The 16331-nt window shown below is 67.3% G+C and carries 16 protein-coding genes; 14 read left to right on the top strand and 2 right to left on the bottom strand.

Annotated features, from left to right (window positions below):
• Positions 1–119 precede the first annotated feature (119 nt).
• Positions 120–875: a DUF4352 domain-containing protein gene (locus H590_RS0108235; RefSeq protein WP_027586544.1), complete on the top strand. Its 756-nt coding sequence runs from the start codon at positions 120–122 to the stop codon at positions 873–875.
• A 118-nt stretch (positions 876–993) separates the two neighbouring features.
• Here the strand turns inward: H590_RS0108235 and H590_RS0108230 are convergent, their stop codons facing one another.
• On the bottom strand, positions 994–1383 hold the full coding sequence (locus H590_RS0108230; protein WP_084149371.1) for a YchJ family protein: 390 nt from the start codon (positions 1381–1383) through the stop codon (positions 994–996).
• A 779-nt stretch (positions 1384–2162) separates the two neighbouring features.
• Between H590_RS0108230 and H590_RS15645 the strand changes: the two genes are divergently transcribed.
• From H590_RS15645 to H590_RS15630, 7 genes are all read left to right on the top strand, one after another.
• Positions 2163–3530 (top strand): quaternary amine ABC transporter ATP-binding protein, encoded by a 1368-nt coding sequence (locus H590_RS15645; RefSeq protein WP_084149370.1) that lies wholly within the window; start codon positions 2163–2165, stop codon positions 3528–3530.
• Positions 3530–4396 (top strand): ABC transporter permease, encoded by an 867-nt coding sequence (locus tag H590_RS0108220; RefSeq protein WP_027586546.1) that lies wholly within the window; start codon positions 3530–3532, stop codon positions 4394–4396. Before H590_RS15645 ends, H590_RS0108220 begins: the two co-directional genes overlap by 1 nt.
• Positions 4397–4440: 44 nt before the next feature.
• On the top strand, positions 4441–5460 hold the full coding sequence (locus tag H590_RS0108215; protein WP_028703186.1) for a glycine betaine ABC transporter substrate-binding protein: 1020 nt from the start codon (positions 4441–4443) through the stop codon (positions 5458–5460).
• Between the two features lie 97 nt (positions 5461–5557).
• A complete protein-coding gene (locus tag H590_RS0108210; protein ID WP_169338798.1) occupies positions 5558–6421 on the top strand; it encodes a spermidine synthase in 864 nt (287 codons plus the stop codon).
• A gap of 389 nt (positions 6422–6810) precedes the next feature.
• Entirely contained in the window at positions 6811–7233 is a 423-nt protein-coding gene (locus tag H590_RS18650; protein ID WP_161626011.1) for a hypothetical protein, read from the top strand.
• On the top strand, positions 7230–7931 hold the full coding sequence (locus H590_RS17315) for a sortase domain-containing protein (protein ID WP_051238316.1): 702 nt from the start codon (positions 7230–7232) through the stop codon (positions 7929–7931). Before H590_RS18650 ends, H590_RS17315 begins: the two co-directional genes overlap by 4 nt.
• 151 nt (positions 7932–8082) lie before the next feature.
• Positions 8083–8856: a LemA family protein gene (locus H590_RS15630; RefSeq protein ID WP_051238315.1), complete on the top strand. Its 774-nt coding sequence runs from the start codon at positions 8083–8085 to the stop codon at positions 8854–8856.
• 84 nt (positions 8857–8940) lie between these two features.
• Here H590_RS15630 and H590_RS0108190 read toward each other — a convergent pair whose 3' ends face one another.
• Positions 8941–9660 carry a DedA family protein gene (locus H590_RS0108190; RefSeq protein WP_028703184.1) on the bottom strand — a complete coding sequence of 240 codons (720 nt, stop codon included), beginning with the start codon at positions 9658–9660 and terminating at the stop codon, positions 8941–8943.
• A 215-nt stretch (positions 9661–9875) separates the two neighbouring features.
• Between H590_RS0108190 and H590_RS0108185 the strand changes: the two genes are divergently transcribed.
• From H590_RS0108185 to H590_RS0108160, 6 genes are all read left to right on the top strand, one after another.
• Entirely contained in the window at positions 9876–10469 is a 594-nt protein-coding gene (locus H590_RS0108185; RefSeq protein ID WP_028703183.1) for a TrmH family RNA methyltransferase, read from the top strand.
• A 38-nt stretch (positions 10470–10507) separates the two neighbouring features.
• Positions 10508–11143 (top strand): hypothetical protein, encoded by a 636-nt coding sequence (locus H590_RS0108180; protein WP_051238314.1) that lies wholly within the window; start codon positions 10508–10510, stop codon positions 11141–11143.
• 112 nt (positions 11144–11255) lie between these two features.
• Positions 11256–12281 (top strand): class II fructose-bisphosphate aldolase, encoded by a 1026-nt coding sequence (gene fbaA, locus H590_RS0108175; RefSeq protein ID WP_028703181.1) that lies wholly within the window; start codon positions 11256–11258, stop codon positions 12279–12281.
• 38 nt (positions 12282–12319) lie between these two features.
• The gene (locus tag H590_RS0108170) at positions 12320–13174 is read left to right on the top strand and encodes a DUF817 domain-containing protein (protein WP_084149368.1); all 855 of its coding nucleotides are present in this window, start codon (positions 12320–12322) and stop codon (positions 13172–13174) included.
• Positions 13175–13243: 69 nt separating this feature from the next.
• Positions 13244–14737, top strand: coding sequence for a methylmalonyl-CoA carboxytransferase subunit 5S (locus H590_RS0108165; RefSeq protein WP_028703179.1), 1494 nt, complete (start codon positions 13244–13246; stop codon positions 14735–14737).
• A 15-nt stretch (positions 14738–14752) separates the two neighbouring features.
• Entirely contained in the window at positions 14753–16327 is a 1575-nt protein-coding gene (locus H590_RS0108160) for an acyl-CoA carboxylase subunit beta (protein ID WP_028703178.1), read from the top strand.
• Positions 16328–16331 lie beyond the last annotated feature (4 nt).

The following is a 16331-nucleotide window of genomic DNA, read 5'->3' as shown; positions in this document are numbered from 1 at the left end:
GGGTTATCAGCACTATAAGACGCTGATGTCAGCCGGGAAGGGCACGGTGTTCCTGTCGCTGCCGGTGAGGACCGACGGCCAAACCACCGATCATCCAAAATGCACAGGAAGGACACACCATGTCCCAGCAGAACCCCGGCTTCAGCGGCCCGAACCAGCAGTCAGGTCAGCGCTTCACCGGTCAGCAGCCCGGCCAGCCGATGCCCAACGGCCCCTACCAGCAGTACCAGGGGCCCGCCTTCCAGCCGCCGCGCAAGCCGAAGAAGTCGATCTGGAAGCGCTGGTGGATGATCTGCTTCTACGTCATCGTGGGCGCGATCGTCGCCTCCCACCTGGGTGGAGGCGGGGACGACAACGCCAGCAGCGGTGCCGCCGGTGGATCGGAGTCCGCCAGCGCGGCTGCCGGCGGCGGTGCGGCGAAGGCGGCCGACAAGGCGAACGCGCAGGCCCCCTCGAAGAAGGCCGAGCCCACGAAGGAGGAGCCGAAGAAGGCCGGGATCGGCACCGCTGTGAAGTCCGGCGACCTGACCTTCACGGTGACCGGGTTCAGGTGCGGCGTCACGGTGTCCGACCCCATGGAGCAGCTCACTCCCCAGGGCCAGTTCTGCAAGCTGTCGGTGACGATCGCCAACGGCGGCAAGGGTCAGGCGACTGTCGATGACTCGCAGATCAAGATCTCCGACGCCAAGGGCAGCGAGTACTCCACATCCACCGACACCTGGGCCGTGGACGGCAGCATCTTCCTCAAGAAGATCAACCCCGGGAACAAGATGAGCGGCGTCGCCTACTTCGACGTGCCGAAGGGGACCACTCCCACCACGTCCACCTTCAAGAGCTCCCTGTTCAGCGGCACCGCGGAGGTCGCCCTCTCCTGATCCGGTGCACACCGCAGGGGTGCAAAACGGTCGTGTCGGGCGATGACAGAGAATCTGTCATCGCCCGACACGACCGTCGGCGCTGTGGTCGCCCGGGTGGGCTCTGTCCGTCCCCTCCTCAGTCCTCGACGAGCTCCCCGTCCGTGTAGAACCACCTCTTGGCCCGCCGCTCGAACCGAGTCTTCTCGTGGAGGACGTCGCGCTGCCCGTCGAGGCGGAAGGATGCGGCGTACTCGACGATCCCGTTCTTGTCGTCGGGCCCGCCCGCCTCTGTGTCCAGCACCTGAAGACCGATCCACTCCAGACCGTCGTCGTCGACCAGCTCGGGGAGAGTCCGCGGATGCCAGGTGACATAGAGGTGGTTCCACCGGCCGAGGACGTGGGCGGTGTAGCGCGACCGCATCAGCGCCTCGGCGGTCGACGCCGTGCTCGGGTCGTCGAGTACGGGCCCGCAGCAGTGCCCCAAAGGCAGGCCGGAACTGCAGGGACAGGGGTCAGAGGATCTCATGGCCTCCATCCTGCCCGGTGGGTGCCAGACCGGGCGCCCTCCACCAAGGACTGCTGCTGTGCCCATGCCGTGCAAGCCAGGCCATCGGCCCCGTCCGCAGTGATCTGGCCGGGCGGGTCGACACCGTGCCGATGAGTGAATTCGTGGTGTTCGACGACATGTGGCGCGGCGGCAGATGAGAAATATCGGTATCGCTCGTCCCACCCCTCCGATTGACACCGTCGGGGCGTGTGATAGCGGAGCCCCTCTCGTGGGAGTGACATATATCATGCATCGCTATTCAGAACGTCTGCGCCGAGGCCTCAAGACATGATTTTGGCGGCGTGCTACAACATGTTCTGCAAGAACCGTCGCGATGATCCCTCCATGCGCATGGGAGGGTCCGTCGATGACGCTGACGAAGCCTCTGCCACGGCGTACGACAATCATGAAGGAGGATGCTCCTCTCGCAGTGGAGGAATCGTATAATCCCTTGCCATGGTGGTATCGGAAGATGCTCACGGCACGGAGCCACGGGTCGGGTCGCGGGATTCCCGGGGGTGTCCTGACATCGTTGTCTGATCACGCGATCCCACCCTCGATCCGATGTGGCAAGGGGCCCTCCAGGGGCGTCGCGCTGGTGCGCCGGGCTTGCCTGCCCCAATTGTCGCTGCTAGAGTCGACCAAGTTGTTCTTCCAGCAGGAGGGCTATCAATTGCGGCATTTTCTCGTTGGGAGCTGATTGTTCGGCGAGTCGTTCCAGGTGTCGTGGCGACAATTACACGGAAGGTCACACTCGAGTGGAAATCGTACGTGCATCACATGTCTACAAGGTGTTCGGAAGACGTGAGAAAGAGGTCGTCCGGCGGCTCAAGGAGGGGGAGTCCAGAGAGGCGCTGAATACCCTGGGCACCGCCGCGGTGATCGACGCCAGCTTCTCGGTGCAGAAGGGCGAGACGTTCGTCGTGATGGGTCTGTCGGGATCGGGGAAGTCCACCCTCATCAGGATGATCAACGGACTGTGGACTCCCTCGGCCGGCAGCATCTCCATCGGCGACTCGGTGGTCTCCCAGATGAGCCCGGTCCAGTTGCGTCAGCTGCGCCGCGACCATGTCTCGATGGTCTTCCAGAGCTTCGCGCTGCTGCCCCACCTCACCGTGCGCGAGAACGCGGCCTACGGCCTGCGGCTCCAGGGCAGGATTCCGAGATCGGAACAGCTGGAGCGGGCCGACGAGTGGTTGCACACGGTCGGCCTCAAGGGCTGGGGGGAGAAGTACCCCCATCAGCTGTCGGGCGGCATGCAGCAGAGGGTCGGACTGGCCCGCGCACTCGCCGCGGAGACAGACATCCTTCTCATGGACGAGGCATTCTCGGCGCTGGATCCACTGATTCGCCGGGAGATGCAGGACCAGCTGATGGAGCTCCAGGCCCGCATCCAGAAGACCATCATCTTCATCACCCACGATCTCAACGAGGCGATGTACCTCGGCGACCACATCGCGGTGATGCGGTACGGCCAGATCGCCCAGATCGGCACCTCCGAGGAGATCCTCACCGAGCCCGCCGACGACTACGTCGCCGACTTCATCCAGGACGTCGACCGCACCCGGGTGCTCACCGCCTCCGCAGTGATGAGAGAGACCGAGGCCGTCATCTCCCAGAACGCCCGGCCCCGGTACGCCCTGGCAGTGATGGAGCAGCTCGGCGTCTCGGGAATGTTCGCCGTCGACGAGAACCGCAGGCTGCTCGGATCGATCCGCGACGAGCGGGTCGTCGCCGCCGCCCGCGCCGGGGATGCCACCGTCGCCCACATCATCGACAACTCGGACATCCTCACCGTCAAGCCCGATGCCCCGCTGGCGAAACTCTTCGCGCCCAGCGCCAACGTCCGCCTGCCGCTGGCCGTGGTGGACGACGAGCTGCACCTGCTCGGGATCGTGCCCCGCGTCGCGCTCCTGGACTCCATGTCGCGCATGGACCAGGACGCCGAGGAGTCCGGCGTCGCCACATCGCTGGAGGACACCGGGGAGCTTCCGATCATCACCGATGATCACGAACCGGTCGGCCTGGAACCGGCCGACCAGAAGGCCCTGGCGCACCAGCCCGGCACCACCCACACCACCGACACCCGTCCGGGGACCACGGGACAGCAGGAGGTCAGAGCCTGATGGAATTCGATGTTCTCAATCCGCGCATTCCGCTCGGCAGCTGGATCGAGCAGTTCTTCGACTGGTTCCAGCACTGGTTCGGCTGGCTCATCGATGCCACCAACTGGGTGATCGGAGGCCTCTACAGCGGCTTGCAAACCGCCCTGTCGACGCCCCTCTACCTGGTGATGATGGTCCTCCTCGCCGCCCTGGCATGGCTGTGCGCGAGCTGGCGGGTCGCCGTGTTCACCCTCGTGGGGTTCTACGTCGTCCGCGCGATGGACCAGTGGAACCACACCATGCAGACCCTCGCGCTGGTGCTGGTCGCCGTCGTGCTGGCGCTGCTCATCGCGATTCCGGTCGGCATTCTGGCGGCCAGGAGCAAGAGGTTCTCGGCGATCGTCAAACCGGTGTTGGACTTCATGCAGACGATGCCCTCACTGGCCTACCTGGTGCCGGTCATCGTGCTGTTCAGCGTCGGACCGGTCCCCGGAGCCATCGCGACCATCATCTTCGCGCTGCCGCCCGGGGTCCGATTCACCGAACTGGGCATCCGGCAGGTCGACCGCGAGACGGTCGAGGCGGCCGCCGCATTCGGCGCCAGCCCGCTCCACATCCTCACCCGCGTCCAGATCCCGCTGGCGATGCCGACCATCATGGCCGGCGTCAATCAGGTCATCATGCTCGCCCTGTCGATGGTGGTGCTCTCGGGAATGGTCGGGGCCGGCGGCCTCGGCGGAGATGTGGTCGCCGCACTCTCCCAGGTCGACATCGGCCTCGGCATGGAGGCGGGAGTGGCCGTCGTCGTGGTCGCGGTCTTCCTGGACAGGATCACCGGCGGACTGGCCAATCGCACCCCGCTGGCCCGCGCCCAGAGGGCCAACTGAGGCCCATCCCCATTCACCATCCGACATGACACAGGAGAAGACACATGGTGAGGAAGAACCTTGTGGCCCTCACGGCCTTCATCAGCGCCGCCGCACTGGCGCTGTCGGGCTGCGGAGCCTCCAACAGCGGTACCGGCTCGGCGCACCCGGGTGGCAGTGACGCACCATCCTCCACCGTCGACAAGAAATGGGCCGACTGCACCCCCGGCGCAGGCGCCAAGGACGTCACCGGCATGAAGAAGGACGACGATCGGACGATCACCATCGCCGCCTTCAACGGCTGGGACGAGTCCTTCGCAACGGCTCACATGCTCAAGTACGCGCTCGAGAAGGACGGCTACTCCGTCTCCGTCAAGAGTTTCGACGCCGGACCGGCCTACACCGGAATGGCTGCCGGCGACGTCGACCTCATCACCGACACCTGGCTCCCGCTGACCCACGCCGACTACATCAAGAAGTACGGCTCCAAGCTGGAGAGCCTCGGCTGCTGGTACGACAACGCGCGACTCACCATCGCCGTGAACAAGGACTCCCCTGCCACATCCATCGAGGACCTGAAGTCGATGGGCAAGGAGTACGACAACACCCTCTACGGCATCGAGGCGGGGGCCGGGGAGACGAAGGTGGTCAAGGACACCATGATTCCCGCCTACGGTCTGCAGAGCACGACGTTCAAGGTCTCCTCGACGCCTGCGATGCTGGCCCAGCTCAAGAAGGCGACCTCCTCCGGGCAGAACATCGCCGTCACCCTGTGGCGTCCGCACTGGGCCTACTCGGCCTTCCCGGTCCGCGACCTCAAGGACCCGAAGGGGGCGATGGGAGGGGCCGAGAACATCTACACCTTCGCGCGCTCCGGCTTCGGCTCCGACAGCCCCAAGGCCGCCCAGCTGGCACGCAACCTGGCCTTCAGCGATGAGGATCTGGCCAGCCTCGAGAATGTGATGTTCTCCGACACCGAGTACGCCGGCAAGGACAATGACAAGGCGGTCGCGCAATGGGCCGAGGATCACCCGGAGTGGATCAAGAAGTGGGAGCAGGGGACGCTGCCTGCAGGTAAGGGCTGAGCCCCTCTCCGGCGGGCCGCCCGCCATCCGCGCCGATGACTATCATGTCGGGGAATCAGGCCGGGGCAGGACCGGCCCGTGAGTGCGGGAGGACGCGATGGCCGACTCGGCTCGATCTGCAGCGCCGGGTCGCCGGTCCGACGTCGGTGAGACCGGGGGCGACCGGCTGGTCCCCGACCCCGACCACCAGGGCGCTTGGATCGTCCGGATCGGAGGGGCCGACCAGTCCTGGCTCGACCCCTCCGACCCCACGCGCCTCGAGTTCGACTACATGGAGCGGATCGCCGACCACCTCGACCTGCACCGGCCCGCCGGGGAGCGGATGAGGGTGATCCACATCGGCGGGGCCGGGATGAACCTGGCCCGCTACGTCACCGCCACCCGACCCACCTCCCCCCAGATCGTGCTGGAGCCCGACGCCGCCCTCACCGAGGAGGTCCGCCGCAAGGCACCCCTGGCCCCGCACTCCGGGATCAAGGTGCGTCCGGTCGACGGCCGGGCCGGGATCGCCGCGATGCGCGAGGACTTGGCCGACGTCGTCATCCTCGACGCCTTCGCCGGCGCCCGGGTGCCCGGCGAACTGGTCACCACACAGTTCCTCGCCGACGTCTCGAGGGTGCTCCACCCCGACGGGATCATGGTGGCCAATGTCACCGACTCGGCACCCCTGAGCTGGACCAGGAGGGTGGTCGCCGGGATGCGCCAGACCTTCGGCCACGTGCTGCTGGAGGCCGAGTCCGCCACCCTCAAGGGACGCCGCTACGGCAACATCATCCTGGCCGCCGGCAACGCGCCGTTCCCGCTGGCCGACGTCATCCGGCGCTGCGCCGGAGCGGCCTTCCCGTTCCGGGTGGTGCGCGGGGCCGCCCTGTCCCGAATGCTCACCGGGGTCGAGGCCTTCACCGACGCCGACGCCGCCTCCTCGCCCGGCCCTCCACAGGGCGGCACCTACTTCTCCTGACCTCTCCCGCTCGCGTCCGCCTCCTGTGATCTCTCTCCGCGCTCCCGGTCCCGTCTCCCCGTCGTCTGTCCCGTGCCGACTCCCGGAGCCTCGGCACTCGTCGGCGTCGTCGCCGGTGAGCCGCGGTCGGCCCGTGGAATGATGAACCCATGAGCTCCCACCAACCACCGCCGCAGGGTCAGTGGGGCCCGGCCGTTCCTCCGGGCGGTCAGCAGCGCGGCCCGCAGCCACCCCGGCACGCGGCCCAGCCGGGATGGCCCGGGCAACCGGGACCCGGAGGCCCAGGAAACCCTGGCGGCCCGTGGCCGGTCCCGCCGCAGTTCCAGCAGAACTGGCGACGCACCGCCGCCAGCTTCCCGCGGCCCAGACCGCCGGGTGCACTCACCGCGGTGAGAGTCCTCGTGATGGGTCCCGGCGCGATCTGGCTGTTCGGCATCGGAGTGATCTGGTGGGCCTCGCGCGGGGCCTCCGACTCAGCTCTGGGAGCGGTCATGCAGACCTTCGCCCTCGGCCTGGCGGCGGGTGACTGGGTGCCGATGGTGCTGCTGCCGGTGGCCGGGGGAGTGCTCACGATGACGATGAGAACCGGTCATCAGGTGGACCGCTGGCTGTTCACCGCCCTGTCGGCCGCCTGGCTGGCATGGTTCTGGCGCAACGTCCACTTCCCCCTCACCCCCACCTGGCTCACCGCGGCACTGGTCGTGGTGGCCGTCACCCTCACCTGGAGCAGGACCATGAACGCCTGGGTGGCGATGGTCGGGATGTGGGAGATGGACCGCGCCGGACTCACCCCCGAGAGCAACGGACAATGAGCAGACGATCCCGCGGCGCCGAGAGCGCATCCACCACCAGACGGCGTCTTCGCCCCTTCGGCTGGACGGTCGTCTCACTGTGCGCGCTGCTGCTGGTGGCCGCGATCTGGGTCGGCTGGACCTGGTGGGGCAGCACGATGATCGCCGGCGACAAGGCGCGGGTCGCCGTCTCGGCAGCCAGGGCCTCCTGGTCGGCGTCGCCCGCCCCGGCCGGCTCCTCGTCGGCGACCTCGGGTCCGGCCGACGGCAAGCTCATCGCCGTGATGCGGATCCCCCGGCTGGGGACCGACTGGGCCTGGCCGGTGTACGCCTCCACCGATGACGCGACCTCGGCCCTGGACCACGGCCTGGCCTGGTACCGGGGGTCGGTGCTGCCCGGGCAGACCGGCAACTTCGCGGTGGCCGGACGCTCGGCCACCGGGGCCGACGCCTTCCGCCACCTGGACCGGGTCCGCAAGGGCGACACCGTGGTCGTGGAGACCCCCTCGAGCGTCTTCACCTACCGGATCGATGTGCCGCCCTCGGCGCTGACCGTGACCTCCTCCGACGACTGGGTCCTCGACCCGGTCCCCGGATATCCCGACGCCAGCGCCCAGCGCCCGCTCATCACCCTGACCACCAACCGCGACATGGTGCCCAGCTCGGCCCGGTCGGTCGGCGTCGGCCATCTGGTGTCCACCCAGCACCGGGTCTCCTGACCCGGGGGCCGGGATTCCGGGGAACCAGCCACTCCTGTGTCGCTGTGCCCTGGCCCGGGTCGTGAGGCCGGCGGGCTCCCGGCGTCCCTACCGCTCGCCCTCTGCCTCGGTAGGCTGGCCGACAGATCCCCTATCGGAAGGCATCCCCGAGATGACACTCCTGATCGTCATTCTGATCCTCCTCGTCGTGGTCGTCGGGGGTGGGGCCGGACTGTTCATCGCGCCGTACAACTCCTTCGTGAAGTTGCGCAACACCATCCAGGAGTCCTGGCGGCAGGTCGATGTCGAGCTGAACCGCCGCTACGAGCTCATCCCCAACCTGGTCGAGACGGTGCGCGCCGGGGCGGCGCACGAGCGCAACACCCTGGAGGAGGTCACCAGGCTGCGCAACCAGGCCGTGCAGCTGGCCGCCGGCTCCCACGGCGGCCCCGACGGCCAGCGCGACCAGGTCGAGTCCCAGCTCACCGGGGCGGTCCACAACCTCATCGCCCAGGTGGAGTCCTACCCCCAGCTGCGCAGCAACGAGAACTTCCTGGAGCTCCAGCGCGAGCTGGCCTCCACCGAGGACCGGATCGCCTCCGGACGCCGCTACTACAACGCCAATGTGCGCGCCTACAACACCAAGATCGAGAGCTTCCCGTCGAACATGGTGGCGAACATGTTCCACTTCGAGAAGGCCGGCTACTTCCAGGTCGACGACCCGGCGGTGCGCACCGCCCCCAACGTCAGCTTCGGGGAGATCAGCCAGCGTCCGGCACAGAGCCAGCCGGGCGGGCAGGGGCAGATCGGTCAGGGCGACCAGACGCCGGCCCCCGGCTACCAGGTCCAGCAGCCCGACAGCGCCGCTGCGCCCGAGATCCAGCAGCCCGCCACCGAGGCCAACCCGTTCCCGAAGAACCAGCAGGGCGGTCCTTTCGGCAACTGACCCACCACGACGCAGAGGGTGGTGGATCACCGCTGATCCACCACGTGGAGGGGCCGACGGCGCCGAACGAGCGCCGTCGACGGCTCAGCGGGTCTGGCCGGTCTCCGAACTGACCGGCTGGACCCGGCGGGCGCGCAGCCACTCCACGGCCATCGGGATGACCGAGATGACCACGATGAGGATGAGCGCCAACTCGAAGTTGTCCCTGATGAAGGACACCTGGCCCAGGAAGTGCCCGGCCTGCACGGCGATCAGCACCCACGCGACGCCCCCGATCGCGGTGTAGGAGATGAACTTGCGGAAGTCCATCCGGCCGATCCCGGCGACCATCGTCACGAAGGTCCGCACCACCGGCACGAAACGGGCCAGGATGAGGGTCGAGGAGCCGTGCTTGGCGAAGAACTGGTCGGTCTTGTCGACATAGGCGGGGTTGAGGATCCGGCCCGCCAGCCCTTGGCGCGGGCGGAACAGGGCCGGTCCCAGCTTGTGGCCGATCCAGTAGCCGACCACGTTGCCGGCCACCGCCGCCACCAGCAGCACCACATTGACCACCAGCACGGTGGTGAACCGGTCCCCGTACTGGATCAGCGGCCCCGATCCGGCGGTGACGCCGACCGCGGTGAACATCCCGATGGCGAACAGCAGGGAGTCGCCGGGCATGAAGAAGATCGCCAGTCCGCACTCGGCGAAGACGATGAGGGCGACCACCCACAGGGCCGACGCTCCGGCCGCCTGAATGATGTGCTGGGGGTCCAGCCAGGAGGGCAGCAGGAGCGGGGTGAACAGGGAGGCGACACTCGTCATGGGGGACACAATACGTTGGAGCCATGGATGACAGCTGTGCAGAAGCGCCCGTGACGGACCTGTCGGTGCGCCTCCCACCGCCCGCCAGGCGGCGTCGGGAGGACGCCGACAGGGCCGCCGGGAAGGTTCCTGGCAAGGACTCCGACAAGGCTCCCGACAATGACTCGAGCAGGGACCCCGGCGAGGGCCCGACCTCGCAGGTGGGGGTGGGCCCGATGCCCGAGCCCTGGCCCACCGACCCGCGCTACGACCGCGAGCTGCTGAGGGAGGGGGACCGGCGCAACGTCATCGACCGGTACCGCTACTGGAGCGTCGAGGCGATCGTCGCCGAACTGGACACCCACCGCAGCCCGCTGCACATCGCCATCCAGAACTGGCAGCACGACTTCAACATCGGCTCGGTGGTGCGCACCGCCAACGCCTTCAACGTCTCCGGGGTGCACATCCTGGGACGACGACGCTGGAACCGGCGCGGCGCGATGGTCACCGACCGCTACCTCGACGTCCACCACCACGAGACGGCCGAGCAGTTCTTCGACTGGCTCGACGAGCACGGCGTCACCCCGGTGGGGGTCGACAACCTGCCCGGATCGGTCCCCCTGGAGGAGGCCGAACTGCCCCGCGACTGCTGCCTGGTGTTCGGATCGGAGGGTCCCGGACTGACCGACGAGGTGGTTGCCGGCTGTCGGTCCCTGGTGGCGATCACCCAGTACGGATCGACCCGCTCCATCAACGCCGGGGCGGCCTCGGCGATCGCGATGTACCACTGGTCCCTCCAGTGGGCACCGCACCACCGACCCCTCCTCTGAGTCCTTGCGCCGGGCCGACCCCCACTAGGCTCGGCTCCATGACAGACGATGGCGGACCGGCCCTGGAGGTTGCCTACAACCCCGTTCCGGCGGCCGGGCGGGTGGCCCGCCACCAGGCGACCCGGCTGAGGCTGGCCCTCCAGGCCCTGGTCATCGTCGCCGTCGTCGCCCTCATCTGGGCGATCACCCGGTCCTCCTTCGACCTGGGCACCCTGGCGGGCATGCTGGTCGGCTGGCTGGTCGTCTTCGCGGTCCTGTTCATCATCCAGAACCTGCGGCTGAGGGCGGCGCGCAAGGACCTGCTCACCATCAACGAGGGGGTCGTGCTGCGGCTGGACCCCTGCGGCATCGCGATGAGACGCGAGCAGCGGGTCACCGGGCCGCGCCGATCGACCCGCGAGGAGGACGCCGCCGACGGCTTCCAGACCGTCCCGGCCCATCCCGCCGACCCGGCCCTGGACCTGGTCGGTTGGCACGACGTCCAGGAGTTCGCGGTCCTCGGCAGCAGCATGGGATCGGGGCCGGTGGTGCGCCTGGTGGACGCCGCCGGACATCGCTGGGAGGTGCCGGTCTCCTGGCTGGACGCCCTGCCCGGAGCCATCGACTCGGCCGCCCGGGCATGGTCGGGGGGCCGCCTCGGGCTCGACGTCACCGGTCTGGACCGTCCCTTCTGAGCCGTTCCGGGCCGTTTCCGCGCAGCTGCCCACGGGTCGGGTCGGCGCTCGCGACGAAAGTGCGCGAGAATGGATGCCGTCATCGCGAGTACATCAGCAGAAAGGCACACATATGCCCATCGCAACACCTGAGGTCTACGCAGAGATGATCGACCGGGCCAAGGCCAAGGCCTTCGCCTACCCGGCGATCAACGTCACCTCCTCGCAGACCGTCAATGCCGCCCTGCAGGGTTTCACCGACGCAGGCTCTGACGGCATCATTCAGATTTCCACCGGCGGCGCCGAGTACGCCTCCGGCCAGACCATCAAGGACAAGGTCACCGGCGCCGTCGCGCTGGCCGAGTACGCCCGCACCGTCTCCAAGAACTACCCGGTGACCGTGGGCCTGCACACCGACCACTGCCAGAAGGAGAAGCTGGACTCCTACGTCCGTCCCCTCATCGCCCTCTCCCAGGAGCGGGTCGACAAGGGCCTGGACCCGATCTTCAACTCCCACATGTGGGACGGATCGGCCATTGAGCTCGAGGAGAATCTGCAGATCGCCGACGAGCTTCTCACCAAGGCCGCCAAGGCCCACATCATCCTCGAGATCGAGGTTGGTGCTGTCGGTGGCGAGGAGGACGGCGTCACCGGTGAGATCAACGACAAGCTGTACACCACCGTCGCCGACGGGATGCGCACCCTCGAGGTGCTCGGTCTCGGCGAGAAGGGCCGCTACACCACGGCCCTGACCTTCGGCAACGTGCACGGCGCCTACAAGCCCGGACACGTCAAGCTGCGCCCGGAGATCCTCAAGGAGATCCAGGACGCCTGCGGCGCCAAGTACGGCAAGGACAAGCCCTTCGATCTCGTCTTCCACGGCGGATCCGGCTCGACCCCCCAGGAGATCGCCGACGCGGTGTCCTACGGCGTCATCAAGATGAATGTCGACACCGACACCCAGTACGCGTTCTCGCGTCCGGTCGCCGACCACTTCTTCACCAAGTACGCCGGCGTCCTCAAGATCGACGGCGAGGTCGGCAACAAGAAGGACTACGACCCCCGCGCCTGGGGCAAGAAGGCCGAGGCCGGGATGTCCGCCCGTATCGTCGAGGCCTGCGAGGAGCTCGGCTCCAAGGGCACCTCGATGACCGCCTGATCCTCCCCGGATCGGCTCGACAACAGATTCGAGAACAGATGAACAGCAGTGGGGTCGGCCCGGTCGGGCCGGCCCCACTGCTGCGTCCGGTCCGGCCCGGGTTCTGGGGCCAGTTGTGGCGGTTCGCCCTCATCCAGGTGCAGTGCTGCGTCTTCCCGATCGCCCTGGTGGCCGGACTGGCCCTCACCATCGGGGTGTGGTCGGTGTGGGATCCGCCGGTGGCCCGCTACGACGTCCTGTTCGGCTACGCCCTGGTGGTGCAGCTGGTACTGGTGGCGATGCGCGTGGAGACCGGCCGCGAGCTGGCGGTGATCTGCTGCTTCCACCTGCTGGGTCTGGGCCTGGAGATCTTCAAGACCCACATGGGGTCCTGGGGATACCCCGATCCCGGGCTGCTCAGGATCGCCGGGGTGCCGGCCTTCTCCGGGTTCATGTACGCCAGCGTCGGCTCCTACATCTGTCAGGCCTTCCGGCGGTTCGCCCTGCGGGTCTCCCACTACCCGGCTGCCGCGATGGTGGTGCTGGCGGGCTGCTCCTACGCGAACTTCTTCACCCACCACTGGCTGCCCGATCTGCGGGTGATCCTGGCGCTGGCCTTCGTGGCGGTGCTGTGGCGCAGCCGGGTGTGGTTCCGGGTCGGCCTGCGCTGGTACTGGATGCCGCTGTGGGCGGCCTTCGTGCTGATCGGCGCGGCGCTGTGGGTCGCCGAGAATCTGGCCACCCTGCTGGGGGCCTGGCGGTACCCCGACCAGGCATCCGGATGGCATCTGGTCCACGTCGGCAAATGGGGTTCCTGGGCGCTGCTGGTGAGCCTGTCGTTCGCCCTGGTCGCGGCCGTCAAACAGTGGGAGGGACAGTTGGAACCGGACGGCAACTGGCCCACCGCAGACTGAACAATGTTCAGCTTCTGAAGGACGACCCCTGCGCTGCGAGTGTCGGTCGCGGGTGCAAGGATAAGGGGTATGAGTCCGCGAAAGATTGGCGTTACCGAGCTCGCGCTCCGCGACGCGCATCAGAGCCTGATTGCAACCCGCATGGCCATGGAGGACATGGTCGGTGCCTGTGCCGACATCGACGCAGCTGGCTACTGGTCCGCAGAGTGTTGGGGTGGAGCTACCTTCGATTCCTGTATCCGATTCCTCAATGAGGACCCGTGGGAGCGGCTGCGGACATTCCGCAAGCTGATGCCTCACACCCGTCTCCAGATGCTGCTGCGTGGCCAGAACCTGCTGGGCTACCGGCACTACGCCGACGACGTCGTCGACAAGTTCGTGGAGAAGTCCGCCGAGAACGGCATGGACGTCTTCCGCGTGTTCGACGCTCTCAACGATCCGCGCAACCTCGAGCGCGCCATGCAGGCCGTCAAGAAGACCGGCAAGCACGCCCAGGGCACCATCTGCTACACCACCTCCCCGATTCACACCCCGGAGAGCTTCATCAAGCAGGCCGACCGGCTGATCGACATGGGTGCCGACTCCATCGCCTTCAAGGACATGGCCGCCCTGCTGAAGCCGCAGCCCGCCTACGACATCATCAAGGGCATCAAGGAGAACCACCCCGACGTGCAGATCAACCTGCACTGCCACTCCACCACGGGCGTCACCCTGGTCACCCTGATGAAGGCCATCGAGGCCGGAGTCGACGTCGTCGACACCGCCATCTCCTCGATGTCGCTGGGGCCCGGCCACAACCCGACCGAGTCGCTGGTCGAGATGCTCGAGGGCACCGGCTACGAGACCGGCCTGGACATGGACCGCCTCATCAAGATTCGCGACCACTTCAAGAAGGTTCGCCCGAAGTACAAGAAGTTCGAGTCGAAGACGCTGGTCAACACCAACATCTTCAAGTCCCAGATCCCCGGCGGGATGCTCTCCAACATGGAGTCCCAGCTGGCCGCCCAGGGCGCCTCGGGCCGCACCGACGAGGTCATGAGGGAGGTCCCGAGGGTCCGCAAGGACGCCGGGTACCCGCCTCTGGTCACCCCGTCCTCCCAGATCGTCGGCACCCAGGCGGTGTTCAACGTCCTGATGGGCAATGGCGACTACAAGACCCTCACCGCCGAGTTCGCCGACCTGATGCTCGGCTACTACGGCAAGCCCGTCGGCGACCTCAACCCGGAGCTGATCAAGCGCGCCGAGAAGCAGACCGGCAAGAAGCCGATCGACTGCCGCCCGGCCGATCTCATCGACAACGAGTGGGACGAGCTGGTCAAGCAGTCCTCCGAGCTCGAGGGATTCGACGGCACCGATGAGGACGTCCTCACCAATGCCCTGTTCCCGGGAGTCGCCCCGAAGTTCTTCAAGGAGCGCCCGCAGGGCCCCAAGAGCGTCGCGATGACCGAGGCCCAGATGAAGGCCGAGGCCGAGGGCACCGGTCCTTCCGGGGTCCAGGGCCCGGTCAATTACAGCGTCACGGTCGGTGGCCGCAGCCACGACGTGACCGTCGAGCCTGCGTGAGGATGATTGCCAATCATGGCTGAGAAGAAGCATGTGAAGCTCGCCGACACCATGGAGGGTCGGATCGAGCAGCTCGCCGAGGAGCGTCACAAGATTGAACTCGGCGGCGGCGAGAAGCGCCTCCAGAAGCAGCGCGACAAGGGCAAGAAGACCGCCCGCGAGCGCATCGACACCCTGCTGGACGCCCATTCCTTCGACGAGGTCGGCGCGTTCCGTCAGCACCGCACCACGCTGTTCGGGATGGACAAGGCAGTGGTTCCGGCCGACGGCGTGGTGACCGGTCGCGGCACCATCAACGGCCGTCCGGTCCACGTGGCCTCCCAGGACTTCTCCGTGATGGGCGGGTCCGCGGGCGAGACGCAGTCGACCAAGGTCGTCGAGACCATGGAACAGGCGCTGCTGACCGGCACCCCGTTCCTGTTCTGCTACGACTCGGGCGGCGCCCGAATCCAGGAGGGCATCGACTCCCTGTCCGGTTACGGCAAGATGTTCTACGCGAACGTCAAGCTGTCCGGTGTGGTTCCGCAGATCGCGATCATCGCCGGCCCGTGCGCCGGTGGTGCCTCGTACTCCCCGGCCCTCACCGACTTCATCATCATGACCAAGCAGGCCCACATGTTCATCACGGGCCCTGCCGTCATCAAGTCGGTGACCGGTGAGGACGTGACCGCCGACCAGCTGGGTGGCGCCGAGGCCCATATGTCGACCTCCGGCAACATTCACTTCGTGGCCGAGGACGACGACGCCGCGATGCTGATCGCCAAGAAGCTGCTGAGCTTCCTGCCGCAGAACAACACCCAGGACGCGGCGATCGAGTTCCCGAACAACGACGTCTCCCCGGTTCCGGAGCTGCGCGACATCGTGCCGCTGGACGGGAAGAAGGGCTATGACATCCGCGATGTCATCGCCAAGATCGTCGACTGGGGCGACTACCTGGAGGTCAAGGCGGGCTGGGCGACCAACATCGTCACCGCCTTCGCCAGGATCAACGGTCGTTCCGTGGGCATCGTGGCCAACCAGCCCAAGGTGATGTCCGGCTGCCTCGACATCGACGCATCCGACAAGGCCGCGGAGTTCATCAACTTCTGCGACTCGTTCAACATCCCGCTGGTCCAGCTGGTGGACGTCCCCGGCTTCCTGCCCGGCGTCCAGCAGGAGTACGGCGGCATCATCCGCCACGGCGCGAAGATGCTCTACGCCTACTCCGAGGCCACCGTCCCGAAGATCACCGTGGTGATCCGCAAGGCCTACGGCGGCTCCTACCTGGCCATGTGCAACCGTGACCTGGGTGCCGACGCCGTCTACGCATGGCCGACCGCCGAGATCGCCGTGATGGGTGCCGACGGTGCCGCCAACGTGATCTTCCGCAGGGAGATCGAGGCCTCCGACGACCCGGCCGCCACCCGCGCCGAGAAGATCGAGGAGTACCGGGACGCCTTCAACACCCCGTACGTGGCCGCCGGCCGCGGACAGGTTGACGACGTCATCGACCCGGCCGACACCCGTCGCAAGATCACTTCCGCCCTGGAGACCTACGCCAGCAAGCGTCAGTCCAGGCCGGCCAAGAAGCACGGGAACATGCCGTGCTGATCGG

The sequence above is a fragment of the Acidipropionibacterium jensenii DSM 20535 genome (genome assembly GCF_000425285.1).
In the GTDB taxonomy this organism is placed as follows: Bacteria; Actinomycetota; Actinomycetes; order Propionibacteriales; family Propionibacteriaceae; genus Acidipropionibacterium; species Acidipropionibacterium jensenii.
The sequence above is the reverse complement of the archived record's forward strand: the minus strand, read 5'-3'. Positions and strand labels throughout refer to the sequence as shown.

What these genes read in the sequence shown, in the direction of transcription:
- H590_RS0108235 (WP_027586544.1), top strand. Translation starts at nt 120, where the DNA reads ATGTCCCAGCAGAACCCCGGCTTCAGCGGCCCGAACCAGCAGTCAGGT.
- H590_RS0108230 (WP_084149371.1), bottom strand. Translation starts at nt 1,383, where the DNA reads ATGAGATCCTCTGACCCCTGTCCCTGCAGTTCCGGCCTGCCTTTGGGG.
- H590_RS0108220 (WP_027586546.1), top strand. Translation starts at nt 3,530, where the DNA reads ATGGAATTCGATGTTCTCAATCCGCGCATTCCGCTCGGCAGCTGGATC.
- H590_RS0108215 (WP_028703186.1), top strand. Translation starts at nt 4,441, where the DNA reads ATGGTGAGGAAGAACCTTGTGGCCCTCACGGCCTTCATCAGCGCCGCC.
- H590_RS0108210 (WP_169338798.1), top strand. Translation starts at nt 5,558, where the DNA reads ATGGCCGACTCGGCTCGATCTGCAGCGCCGGGTCGCCGGTCCGACGTC.
- H590_RS17315 (WP_051238316.1), top strand. Translation starts at nt 7,230, where the DNA reads ATGAGCAGACGATCCCGCGGCGCCGAGAGCGCATCCACCACCAGACGG.
- H590_RS15630 (WP_051238315.1), top strand. Translation starts at nt 8,083, where the DNA reads ATGACACTCCTGATCGTCATTCTGATCCTCCTCGTCGTGGTCGTCGGG.
- H590_RS0108190 (WP_028703184.1), bottom strand. Translation starts at nt 9,660, where the DNA reads ATGACGAGTGTCGCCTCCCTGTTCACCCCGCTCCTGCTGCCCTCCTGG.
- H590_RS0108185 (WP_028703183.1), top strand. Translation starts at nt 9,876, where the DNA reads ATGCCCGAGCCCTGGCCCACCGACCCGCGCTACGACCGCGAGCTGCTG.
- H590_RS0108180 (WP_051238314.1), top strand. Translation starts at nt 10,508, where the DNA reads ATGACAGACGATGGCGGACCGGCCCTGGAGGTTGCCTACAACCCCGTT.
- fbaA (WP_028703181.1), top strand. Translation starts at nt 11,256, where the DNA reads ATGCCCATCGCAACACCTGAGGTCTACGCAGAGATGATCGACCGGGCC.
- H590_RS0108170 (WP_084149368.1), top strand. Translation starts at nt 12,320, where the DNA reads ATGAACAGCAGTGGGGTCGGCCCGGTCGGGCCGGCCCCACTGCTGCGT.
- H590_RS0108165 (WP_028703179.1), top strand. Translation starts at nt 13,244, where the DNA reads ATGAGTCCGCGAAAGATTGGCGTTACCGAGCTCGCGCTCCGCGACGCG.
- H590_RS0108160 (WP_028703178.1), top strand. Translation starts at nt 14,753, where the DNA reads ATGGCTGAGAAGAAGCATGTGAAGCTCGCCGACACCATGGAGGGTCGG.